General features: G+C 48.8%; 12 protein-coding genes. All 12 read left to right on the top strand.

The window, feature by feature from the left end; all coding sequences use genetic code 11:
- The 12 genes from RVM24_RS09680 (at position 1) to RVM24_RS09625 (ending at position 11,561) form a co-directional block, all read left to right on the top strand.
- A complete protein-coding gene (locus tag RVM24_RS09680; RefSeq protein ID WP_431475312.1) occupies positions 1–840 on the top strand; it encodes an O-antigen ligase family protein in 840 nt (279 codons plus the stop codon).
- A 40-nt stretch (positions 841–880) separates the two neighbouring features.
- Complete coding sequence (locus RVM24_RS09675; protein WP_431475311.1) at positions 881–2,071, top strand: glycosyltransferase family 4 protein; 1,191 nt, start codon at positions 881–883, stop codon at positions 2,069–2,071.
- Positions 2,046–2,840 (top strand): WecB/TagA/CpsF family glycosyltransferase, encoded by a 795-nt coding sequence (locus tag RVM24_RS09670; protein ID WP_431475310.1) that lies wholly within the window; start codon positions 2,046–2,048, stop codon positions 2,838–2,840. Before RVM24_RS09675 ends, RVM24_RS09670 begins: the two co-directional genes overlap by 26 nt.
- Before the next feature lie 24 nt (positions 2,841–2,864).
- Entirely contained in the window at positions 2,865–4,274 is a 1,410-nt protein-coding gene (locus RVM24_RS09665) for a mannose-1-phosphate guanylyltransferase/mannose-6-phosphate isomerase (RefSeq protein WP_431475309.1), read from the top strand.
- A gap of 147 nt (positions 4,275–4,421) precedes the next feature.
- On the top strand, positions 4,422–5,540 hold the full coding sequence (gmd, locus tag RVM24_RS09660) for a GDP-mannose 4,6-dehydratase (RefSeq protein WP_431475308.1): 1,119 nt from the start codon (positions 4,422–4,424) through the stop codon (positions 5,538–5,540).
- A gap of 1 nt (position 5,541) precedes the next feature.
- Entirely contained in the window at positions 5,542–6,501 is a 960-nt protein-coding gene (gene fcl, locus RVM24_RS09655) for a GDP-L-fucose synthase (protein ID WP_431475307.1), read from the top strand.
- Positions 6,494–7,258: a hypothetical protein gene (locus RVM24_RS09650; RefSeq protein ID WP_431475306.1), complete on the top strand. Its 765-nt coding sequence runs from the start codon at positions 6,494–6,496 to the stop codon at positions 7,256–7,258. Before fcl ends, RVM24_RS09650 begins: the two co-directional genes overlap by 8 nt.
- Positions 7,251–8,126, top strand: coding sequence for a hypothetical protein (locus RVM24_RS09645; RefSeq protein WP_431475305.1), 876 nt, complete (start codon positions 7,251–7,253; stop codon positions 8,124–8,126). Before RVM24_RS09650 ends, RVM24_RS09645 begins: the two co-directional genes overlap by 8 nt.
- Before the next feature lies 1 nt (position 8,127).
- A complete protein-coding gene (locus tag RVM24_RS09640) occupies positions 8,128–9,252 on the top strand; it encodes a hypothetical protein (RefSeq protein ID WP_374814301.1) in 1,125 nt (374 codons plus the stop codon).
- Positions 9,253–9,262: 10 nt separating this feature from the next.
- Complete coding sequence (locus tag RVM24_RS09635) at positions 9,263–10,024, top strand: glycosyltransferase family 2 protein (RefSeq protein ID WP_374814299.1); 762 nt, start codon at positions 9,263–9,265, stop codon at positions 10,022–10,024.
- The gene (locus RVM24_RS09630) at positions 10,021–11,007 is read left to right on the top strand and encodes a UDP-glucose 4-epimerase family protein (RefSeq protein ID WP_374814297.1); all 987 of its coding nucleotides are present in this window, start codon (positions 10,021–10,023) and stop codon (positions 11,005–11,007) included. The genes RVM24_RS09635 and RVM24_RS09630 overlap by 4 nt, the downstream gene beginning before the upstream one ends.
- The gene (locus tag RVM24_RS09625; protein WP_374814295.1) at positions 11,004–11,561 is read left to right on the top strand and encodes a sugar transferase; all 558 of its coding nucleotides are present in this window, start codon (positions 11,004–11,006) and stop codon (positions 11,559–11,561) included. Before RVM24_RS09630 ends, RVM24_RS09625 begins: the two co-directional genes overlap by 4 nt.

Here is an 11,561-nt window from a genome sequence, read left to right as displayed (position 1 = left end):
ATGGGGTTGGTAGATCGTTTTTTAGTTGGTCGTGCTTTTGATATTTCGTTTTTATTTTTTTTGGTTTACTCGGCTTACTGTGTGGTAAATTTTGGTCATGCCCCGGCTGTTGCTTTAGCGGGTTTTTTTTATTTTTCGTACTATCTTTCCGTTTCTTCAATTCGTCGTTATTTTTCCGTTTTCGCACTATTTTCTATTTTTTTTGTGCACTTGGGGTTGGGGGCAAGAGTCGCCATAATTACAGACTTTATTTTATTGTTTATGTTTCTCGTGTGCTATAGAAGAGGGTTTTCGTTAAAGGGTTTGCTGTCTTTTTTGATATTTGTTTTCTTTGTATACTTTGTCTTTCATCAATATATTTTTGAGCTTGATGCTATAAAGAAGTCGATGGGAGGGGATTCGGGATTGAGTTTTATGGGGGTTGGCTTAAATACTTCCGGTAGGTCTTTTGTTTGGCCTATAGTTTTCGAGTCAGCACTGGATCGCCCTTTGTTGGGCCATGGTGCACCTCTTCCTGAGTGGTTAAGCCAAAAGTATCAAGGATGGGAACATCCTCATAATGACTATCTTCGTCTCTTTCACCAAACCGGTGTGTTTGGGTTGTTTCTTTGGTGTTTATTTTCTTTTTTAGTTCTCATTTTTCTCTATATAAAAATACGAAGTAGACGGTATATAAATGATAATTCGCAGTGGATGGTTGCTGGCTCGCTTTCACTTATAGGCCTTTTAGTATCGATGTTTACGGATAATCCGTTGGCTTACTCATATGTCTTGTTGCCTTGTGGATTAATGATAGGGCTTGGGATGTCCCAAGCATCGCTGCGGCGCTATACGTCGTAAATCAGAAAGCGAGATAGGATGAGGTTTTGTGAATATAATAATGTGCCACAACTACTACAGGTCAGCTTTTCCATCTGGTGAGAATTCCGTTTTCGAGGATGAGAAGCGGCTTTTGCAAGCACATGGAAATGAAGTTAGGACGTTTGAAAAACATAGCGATCATATTTTGGAAATGAGCCTGCTAAGAAAGGCTTCCGAGATCGCTAGTATCCCGTGGAACTCCGGGGCGTTAGCTGAACTCGAGAAATCTGTCAGTGAATTTCGTCCAGAGGTGGTGCATGTTCATAATTTTTTTCCCCGGATTTCTCCAAGTATTTTTTATTTGAAAGACCGACTTCCTGCGCGAGTTCTGACACTTCACAATTATCGTCTTTTTTGCGCCAATGCCATTCCCATGCGTTCCGGGAATGTTTGTACCGAATGTATAGACAAACGCTCAGTGGTGCCATCGTTGAGATACGGATGTTATCGCAATAGCCGGTTAGCTACAGCTCCCTTGGCGATAAGTGTGGCAGCACATAGAAAAATGGGAACCTGGCAAAATCAGGTTGACGCCTTTATTTGCTTGTCTGAGTTTCAAAGGGAGCTGATGGTCGAAGCCGGGTTGCCTCGTCACAAGGTTCATGTAAAGCCTAACTTCTATCCCGGAATGCCGGAAGTAAAGCCTTGGCACGCACGCAGGCCGGCTGTTGTGTTTGCTGGACGCTTGGGGCAGGAAAAGGGACTCGTCACTCTTTTGAAAGCCTGGCGAATGTGGGGGGATGTTGCTCCAGAATTAAGGATTGTTGGCGATGGTCCTCTTCGGCATGAACTGGAGGATTTGGCTAAGGGCTTGCCAATCAAGTTTCTTGGACAACTTTCAATGGAGGAGGCACAACGTGAGATATCAGAGAGTATGTTACAGGTGCTCCCCTCTGAGTGTTTTGAGGGGTTTCCAATGGTGGTTCGAGAAGCTTTTGCTTTGGGTACACCTTCGGCGGTCTCAAACATAGGACCTTTGCCTTCTATCGTAAAGAAGGGGCTAAATGGCGTTGTATTTGAGGCCGCCGATTCGGCCTCATTATTATCAGAAATTAAATCTGCCTGGATTGAGCCGGGGGGGCTTCAAAGGTTGGGGGCTGGAGCTAGAGCCGAGTTTGAAGCGAAGTATAATGAAAACGCTAATTATTGGCAGCTTCAAGAAATCTATAGAGAGGCGAAGAAAGTTGCAAAGTTCGAAGCACGAAAGTAATAGTGTGATGCACACACGGCTACCGGTTTTGAAGGCTTGTATTGATGCTTTGACGTGGGAGCAGGCACTGGCACGTATCCATCACTGGGCGCAAGAGAAAAATAGTCGCTATGTGTGTATTTGCAATTCCCACTCAGTAGTTACAGCTGTGCAAGATCCTGAGTTTTTTGAGGTAGTAGAGGGAGCTGATATGGCGACACCGGATGGCGCACCGGTGGCGTGGTTGATGAGGAAACTGGGCGCACGAGGTCAAGAAAGAATCAACGGTCCGGACTTGATGCATCGCTATTGTGAAGAAGCATCAACGCGCGGGGAGTCTATATACTTATACGGCGGTTCCGAGGCGACGTTGAATGCTCTTCAAAAGGATCTGCCTCAGAAATTTCCCGGGCTAAAAATTGCGGGGGCATATTCTCCGCCATATCGGGAGTTAACCCGAGAGGAAGAAGAGGCTGCGATCGAATCAATCAATGCGTCCGGTGCCGGTACCGTATGGGTTAGCCTCGGTTGTCCTAAACAAGAGGCCTGGATGGCGGCTCATCGTGGTCGTGTTAACGCGGTAATGATTGGCGTGGGTGCAGCTTTTGATTATCACGCTGGCACAATTCGTCGCGCTCCCCTTTGGATGCAGCACAATGGTTTGGAATGGTTGTTTCGGTTGCTTACGGAGCCACGAAGACTGTGGAAGCGGTATTTGGTAACTAACTCATTATTTATATGGCTTGCACTTAAACAACTAATAAAAACGAGAATTGGTCGAAATAGGTAGTCCTAAAATCTATAGGAGATTGGTGTGTTTGTGCCTGTAATACTGTCGGGTGGGGCTGGGTCCCGTCTTTGGCCTCTCTCTCGCCAGTTAAATCCGAAGCAGTTCCTTGCCTTGACGGCTGATCATTCAACGATGCTGCAGCAAACTGTTAGCCGCTTGCGTGGTTTAGACGTTGGTGCTCCGGTAGTCATTTGCAATGAAGAGCATCGGTTTTTGGCTGCTGAGCAGCTACGTCTGGCTGGTCAGACTGATGCCCGGGTTGTTCTGGAGCCGTTCGGGCGCAACACCGCGCCTGCTATTGCTCTGGCTGCGTTGCAGACCGTTGCGGACGGGGGGGATGGAATGCTCCTTGTTCTGGCGGCTGATCATCTGATTGGTAACGTGGCGGCATTTCACGAAAGTGTTAACAAAGCTTTGCCCCTGGCTGAGGCTGGTAAGTTGGTGACGTTTGGGGTTGTTCCTGTTAGTGCGGAGACTGGTTACGGTTATATTAAAAAAGGATCGGCGCTGGATAACGGAGGTTTCGCGGTTGAGGGTTTTGTGGAAAAGCCAGACCACGCCACGGCTCAAAACTACCTTGAATCCGGTGATTATCTCTGGAACAGCGGAATGTTTCTTTTCAAAGCCAGTCGTTACTTGGAAGAGCTGGAACGTTTCCGTCCCGACATTCTTGAGGCTTGTCGGATCGCCTTGAAAGGGGCTGCAAAGGATTTGCACTTTACTCGAGTCGACCAAGGGGCTTTTGCAGCTTGCCCTGAGGAATCTGTGGACTATGCGGTGATGGAAAAGACATCTTCTGCAGCCGTTGTGCCAATGGATGCCGGCTGGAGTGATATTGGATCCTGGTCTGCATTGTGGGAGGTTTCAATCAAGGACGAATTCGGTAACGCGGTTTCCGGAGATGTGATCCAACAGGATAGCTCGGGATGTCTGGTGCGGGCCGATCATCGTTTGGTAGCGACAGTTGGCGTAGAGGATCTGGTCGTCGTTGAAACCAAAGATGCCGTTCTGGTCGCCCATAAAGATCGGGTTCAGGATGTTAAAAAAGTCGTAAGCCAGATTGAGGCGGATGGTCGCCATGAGCACCTGAATCATCGGGAAGTGTATCGGCCATGGGGTGTATACGATTCCATTGATAATGGGCATCGCTATCAGGTCAAGCGGATTACTGTGAAGCCGGGCGCAAAGCTTTCGGTGCAAATGCATCATCACCGGGCTGAGCATTGGATTGTCGTTAGCGGTACTGCGAAGGTGACGAATGGGGAGAAAACGTACTTGGTTACGGAGAACCAGTCTACCTATATTCGTATTGGGCAGGTTCATGCTTTGGAGAACCCGGGGGTAGTCGATCTTGAATTGATTGAGGTGCAGTCTGGGTCCTACTTAGGTGAGGACGATATTGTACGATTTGAGGATAAGTATGGGCGCGCCTAGCTTGGCTTGGGTTTCATGGGTTACTTGATCGTTACTGAAAAAATGGATGGGGTGGCGTAGACTCTCGTCAACTTTTCGTCATTCGGGCTTTCGTGAGGAGCGGAAGCCCGTTTTGTTTAGGGCTTAAACGTTTTTTAGGATTTTTCGATGAAAAAAGCTTTAATTACCGGCATCACAGGCCAGGATGGTTCCTACCTTGCAGAGTTCTTGCTGGAAAAGGGCTACGAGGTGCACGGTATCAAGCGCAGGGCCTCGTTGTTCAACACTCAGCGTGTAGACCATATCTATCAGGATCCTCACACCGATAATCAGCGATTTGTGTTGCATTACGGTGACCTTACGGATTCTTCCAACCTCACGCGCATTTTGCAGGAAGTGCAGCCAGACGAAGTGTATAACCTGGGCGCTCAGTCCCATGTGGCGGTCAGCTTTGAGTCGCCGGAATACACTGCAGATGTGGATGCCATGGGCACTTTGCGCCTGTTAGAGGCCATTCGTTTGCTGGGGTTGGAGAAGAAAACCCGCTTCTATCAGGCCTCCACCTCTGAGCTTTATGGCCTGGTACAGGAGATTCCCCAGAAAGAAACTACACCGTTTTATCCTCGCTCCCCTTACGCAGTTGCCAAGCTCTACGCCTACTGGATTACCGTTAACTATCGGGAAGCCTACGGCATGTATGCCTGTAATGGAGTGTTGTTCAATCACGAGTCGCCCCGGCGCGGTGAAACCTTTGTTACCCGGAAGATCACCCGTGGCCTGGCGAATATCGCCCAGGGGCTGGAGAGCTGTTTGTACATGGGCAATCTGGATGCGCTTCGGGATTGGGGGCACGCCAAGGATTATGTGCGCATGCAGTGGATGATGCTGCAGCAGGATCAGCCGGAAGATTTTGTTATCGCGACTGGCGTTCAGTATTCGGTTCGGGAGTTTATCCAGTGGTCTGCGGCGGAGTTGGGCATAGAGCTACGTTTTGAAGGTGAAGGTGTGGATGAGACGGCTGTGGTGGTGTCTGTCTCTGGCGAGTCTGCGCCGGCGGTTAAGCCTGGCGATGTTGTTGTGAAGGTAGATCCCCGCTATTTCCGCCCAGCCGAAGTGGAGACCTTGCTGGGGGATCCGACCAAGGCGAAGGAAAAACTGGGTTGGGTGCCGGAGATTACCGTGCAGGAGATGTGCGCCGAGATGGTTCAGGAAGATCTGCAGGCTGCGAAGCGCCATGCCTTACTCAAGGCCCATGGCCATGATGTTCCGGTATCGGTGGAGAACTAAGATGGCTGAACTGCGCAATCAGAAGGTTTTCGTGGCTGGCCACCGTGGCATGGTGGGCTCGGCGATTGTTCGGCGTCTGGAGTCTTTGGGATACTCCAACATCCTGACGGCCGGCAGGGATCAACTGAACCTGTTGAACCAGGCAGCGGTACATGCCTGGTTTGCCGAGCATCAGCCGGAGCAGGTGTATATCGCAGCGGCCAAGGTGGGCGGCATTCACGCCAATAACACCTACCCGGCGGAATTCATCTATGAAAACCTGATGATCGAAGCCAACTTGATTCATGCCGCTCACCAGGCCGGTGTGCAGAAGGTGTTGTTTCTCGGGTCCTCCTGCATTTACCCGAAGTTTGCTGAACAGCCCATGCGGGAAGATGCCTTGCTCACGGGTATTCTGGAGCACACCAACGAGCCTTACGCGATTGCTAAAATTGCTGGTATCAAACTGTGCGAGAGCTACAACCGCCAATATGGACGGGACTACCGCAGCGTGATGCCCACCAATCTGTATGGCCCGAATGACAACTTCCACCCGGAAAACAGCCACGTGATTCCGGCGTTGTTGCGGCGCTTTCATGAAGCAGTGAAAGCGGGCGATGAGGAAGTTGTTATCTGGGGCAGCGGCAAACCTATGCGTGAGTTCTTGCACGTGGATGACATGGCCGCGGCCAGTGTGCACGTGATGGAGCTGGACTACGAAACCTACACCAGCAACACCGAGCCAATGCTTTCACACATCAATGTGGGCACCGGTGTGGATTGCACCATTCGGGAACTGGCAGAGACGGTTGCCAGGGTAACCGGTTTCTCGGGAAGTCTTGTGTTTGATAGCAGCAAGCCGGATGGTACGCCGAGGAAGTTGATGGATGTGAGCCGGTTGAAGGCGTTGGGGTGGCAGGCAAGCATCGAGCTGGAAGAGGGATTGCGAAGCGCTTACAAGTGGTACCGTGAAAATGTCTAGAGCGGATCAGGGTTTTAAGTCGGGTGACATAGAGGCAATCAGTCTGGTTGCGATTTTTCAGGCGTTCTTTCTTTGGAAGTATTTGTTTCTGTCTAGCTTTCTGTTGCCATTGGTGGCAGGAGGTTTACTGGTAGGTTTAAGCGAGGAAAAATTCAGTTACCTAACACTGATAAAGCCTGCAATGGTGTCGCAGGCTAGACCGGTTGAGCCGCTTCAGGCATCGATAATGCGCCTGGAGCGAGATCATATTCCTGATGCGATTGCTGAGCTCGAGGGTTCGCGCGGAGAGAAACTGAAAGTGTCGGTGTACGGCGTTGGCTCGGATGATCTGATTGCGCTATCAACTACTGTTCCCAGGTCGGGTGAAGTTCTTGTTCGTGAAGTTCATGAGACGGCTGTTTCCGGCTTGATCAGCGATCACTTGAAGGCACTGCAACGGGTTGAGGAAAGGTTAAATCTCCAAATTGAAGCGGTGGAGCAGGGCATAAAGGAGACTCCAGGTGGCTCCGGAGGTGATGCGGTGTTGGCCTCCCTCATCGAGCGGCGTTCGATGCTTCTTGAGCGGGTGCAATCGCTGGACGAAGCAACGGTACTGACGTTGGCGAGGCCTGGAATGGAGCCGGAGGGCCTATCTAAAATTATAAAATTTGCAGTGATTGTTCTGGCCTCCCTACTGGCTGCGATGATCTTGACGTTGTTTGTGGATTTTCTGGCGCGGGTCAGGCGCGAAATGGATGCGGTAGATTGCAATGAGTAAACTGAGACGCCATCTGAGTTACTGGCCTGTCTATTTTTGGAGTTTTATTGCCAGAAATAATCTGTTTTATAGTCGGCGTAGTCGTTTCTCTCGCCATAAAAAAGCGCTGATACTGGGAAATGGGCCCTCACTGCAAGATTTTGTTGCATCTGCCGACTGGGCATCTATCGGCAGCACTCATGATGTTTATTGTGTGAATAATTTCGCCTTTCAAGATGCCTTTATTTTATGTAAGCCATCACAGTATGTGATATTCGATCCGAATTATTTTAATTCACTTGATACCGATCTGAAGTCGGGGAATAGCTTATTCCTAAAGATGGTGGAGACGGTTGATTGGGAAATGAATCTGTATATCCCCATTAGATTTTATTCGATGGGCCGGGTTTTGATTGAGTTATTCCGGAATACTTCCGTAAGAGTTGTCTTTTTTAGAGATGTTGGTTTGAAATCGTATTTTAGGTTTCCTTTTTTGGGCTTAATGAAGAGCCAGATATTGATGCCACGTGCGAATAATGTTCTGATTGCTGCCATTTATTTGTCAATTCTGAATGGTCACAATCATGTGGTGATCGATGGCGCCGATCACTCCTGGCATCAGAATCTTCACGTTGCTGATGATAATTTGTTATACATAAAAGATAGTCATTTCTATGATAAGGATCCAAGCCTGTCACCATTATACAAAGACCGGCTTACTGGTCAGCATTTTTCCATGGAGGAAATCTTTGAGAGTTACCGCCTGGTACATAAAAGTTACCGAGTAATCGGCGAGTTGTCGGCGTCTCTGGGTGTGAAGGTTTTTAACCAGACTCCGGGCTCTTTCATAGACGCATTCCCGAGAATGGGTAGAAGTGACTCTGTTTAGCATGTCTGCGATGGATTGGCCTGAGGTGTCGAGCGCCTCATCATCTACTACGTTAGTTCGACAAATCTTAATGGTAGGGGTGCTTGTTTATACGCTACTGCTGTTCCTGGCACTGTTCTCGGGTTTTTTCTATATTCGGCTCGTTCTTGCTTCACTTTCCTTTTCGTTTTTGCTTTTTTTTGTTTGCTTCTCGAGCAATCTTAAATTTTTTCACGTTATTTATGTCCTGTTCATTTTTCTGATGGGGCTTGTCGCCCTCGATCGCTCGGGGGGGAGTTCGCTGATCGCCGGATTTTTTCTGACAGGTGGGCTGGCGATGGCTGTGGTTATAAGGGATTTTAACCTCGGCGGCGTCGCCTATAAATTTCCGTTGTTGATTTACTTGTTGTATTTGTATTTTTGTTGGCTTGTTCTCGGTTTTGGTCCCAGCGAATTTAACCATATTTTTTCCGGTTACAGTAGAAATATAGTAGGTGCAGTGGTTTTAGCTTTGCTAGGTGGCTATCTATGGATATGTTATGAGGAGGATGTTCGCCCTAGTATTCTGCTTGTGATTTTGTCTGCTCTGATTACGATTCCGCTTTATGGACGGTCAAATATTGTAGCATTGATGCTGGTGGTTGTTTTTGTCCTGTTTTTCTGTTGGAAGTACAAGGTCTCTTTATTTTACTTCTGTGCTTCCGTTATGGCTGTAATAGTGTTAGGGCCCGTTGTGGCTGATTACTTTTCGTCAGAAACCAATTTTTCATCGGGGATTGAAAGTCCACGGTATGAGATGCTTCTTGGTTATTTGAGTGAGCTGAATCTGTTCTCATTACTTTTGGGGGGCGACGAAAGGCTGGTGTTGGCAATTCAGGAATATGGTGGAAATCCTCACAATGCCTTCATTCGTTTTCATTCTAACTTTGGATTTATGTTGTTTGTAAGTCTGGTGGCTATCCTGGCTGTTTTTATACGCTTGCTTTCATCGGGTTCAGGGTTCCTCCTTGTGCTGCTATGTGTAATGCTTTTTCGAGGTTTCTTTGATGTTATATTTTTTGGGAATCTGATTGACTATGCTCTTCTAGGGCCATTGGCCTATTTTTTTAGGCCAGAGTATAAGCCGCTGATTTTTGCCAAGACCTGAGGTTCGTTTTTTGAAAGTTTCTGTCATTACTGTTTGTTTTAATAGCGCTGAAACCATTGAGGGGACTTTGGCTGCGGTTTCGTCGCAAACTTATCCTGATATCGAGCACGTGATTATCGATGGTGGCTCATCTGACGGTACGGTTGACAGGGTGCGTACCCGAGTGCGGGAATCCGATGTGCTGGTATCAGAGCCGGATGAAGGGTTATACGATGCCATGAACAAAGGTGTAGCCCTGGCTAAGGGTGATATTGTCGGCATTCTCAACTCTGATGATTTCTATGAATCAGAAGATGTTATTTCGTCAGTTGTTCGCGTCTTTGCTGAAAACCCGGATGTTGATGTCGTATTTGGCGATGTTGTTTTTGTGGCCCCGGAGGATCTCTTAAGGGTTACTCGCTATTACAGTGCAGAACATTTTCGACCCTGGAAGCTTAGATTCGGCTGGATGCCACCACATCCCGCCACGTTTGTCAGGAAAAGCGCCTATGAGCGGGTGGGCAAATACCGCCTCGACATGCGTATTGCTGCCGACTATGACATGTTCGTTCGCTGGCTGCTGGTGGCTGGATTGAAGTGGAAGTATCTGGATAAGGTTCTGGTTCGAATGCGTGCGGGCGGAGTCAGCACGAGTGGATTCAGAAGTAGCATACGTCTGAATCGCGAGATTGTCCGCGCCTGCCGAGATAACGGCGTCTACACCAGTCTCCTTTTCGTTTTGAGCAAAATTCCCTTCAAGTTATTGGAACTGATCAGGCGGCCCGGGCAATGAGTAAGCAACGGGTTTTGGTAACGGGTGCTTCGGGCTTTGTTGGCAGCGCTGTTGTAAAACGCCTGCTTGCACAGTCAGACAGTTATGAGGTGGTTGCAGTAGCGCGCACTGCGCGAGCAGACGACGGTCCCGGGTTTCGTTCGGTTTCTGGTCTTGAGCTGCTTAATTGCGAAGGCTGGGCTGCCGCACTTCATGGAGTTGATGTGGTGGTCCACTGTGCTGCTCGCGCTCATGTAATGAAAGACCAATCCTTGGATCCCTTGGCGGAGTATCGGCGTGTTAACGTGGATGGCGCACTTAATTTGGCCAGCGAGGCTAGCAAGGCGGGCGTTAAACGCTTTGTGTTTATAAGTACCGTTAAGGTGCACGGAGAAGATACCAATCGCAGGGCTCCCTTTTGCGAGGCTGATAAGCCGGTTCCTGAGGACGCGTACGCACGTTCAAAGCACGAGGCAGAGCTAAAGTTGAAAGCGTTCTGTGAACAAGCAGGCATGGAGTTGGTCGTGGTGCGGCCACCGTTGGTCTATGGCCCGGGCGTTAAGGGAAATTTTGCGAGTTTGTTGAAACTGTGTAACTTGCCGATACCGTTGCCATTTGGTTCTATGAAGAACAAACGTAGCATGGTTTATGTCGGCAATCTTGCAGATTTCCTGGTTCAATGTGTCAGCTTGCCAGCGGCCGCAAGAGAAGTTTTTTTGGTTAGTGACGATGAAACACTTTCGTTGACGGAGCTTTTGGCGGAGCTCAGGCGTGCTCAGGGGCGTTCCCCATGGCTGGTGATAGTGCCGGTGTTTCTTTTTCGATTTGCAGCGGTGCTGTTGGGTAAGAGCTCTTCGATTGAGCGTTTGACAGGTGAATTGAGGATAGATTCAACTAAGGCCCGTCATGTTCTGGGTTGGTCTGCACCATACTCGGTAAAAGAAGGATTGAAATTGACGGTGGATGATTATAACTGCCCAGGGGAATCTGGAGATCTGGTGTGATCAGGATTCTTGATATTATTTTTTCCATGGTTGGCTTGGTTTTTGGCCTGCCTTTTCTTGTGGTTATCTTTATTGTCGGGTTGTTTGATACTGGCTCTCCATTGTTCCGTCAGGAGCGGGTAGGGCGGTACAAGAAGCCGTTTATCTTGGTGAAGTTTCGCACCATGGCGCCGGAGACTAAATCTGTTGCCAGCCATCTGGCAGATTCATCGTCTATTACGCCGGTTGGCCGGTTTCTCAGGCGGACAAAGCTTGATGAATTGCCTCAACTCTGGAATGTGCTGAAAGGTGAGATGAGTCTGGTTGGTCCAAGGCCCTGTTTGTTTAATCAGGTCGAGCTTATTGAGGAGCGGGAGAGCCGTGGAGTGCTGAAGGCCCGCCCCGGCATTACGGGGCTGGCACAGGTGAACGGTATTGATATGTCGACTCCACAATTGCTGGCTGAAACCGATGCAGCGATGTTGCGCTCTTTGGATTTAAAGCACTATTTCCGTTATATCTTTCAAACGGCCACTGGCAAAGGGTCGGGTGATCGCGTGAAATCGGGGGAGTAG

This window comes from Marinobacter sp. KM021 (genome assembly GCF_050707965.1).
GTDB lineage: Bacteria > Pseudomonadota > Gammaproteobacteria > Pseudomonadales > Oleiphilaceae > Marinobacter > Marinobacter shengliensis.
Note: the sequence above shows the minus strand (reverse complement) of the source record. Positions and strands in the feature narration are given on the sequence as shown.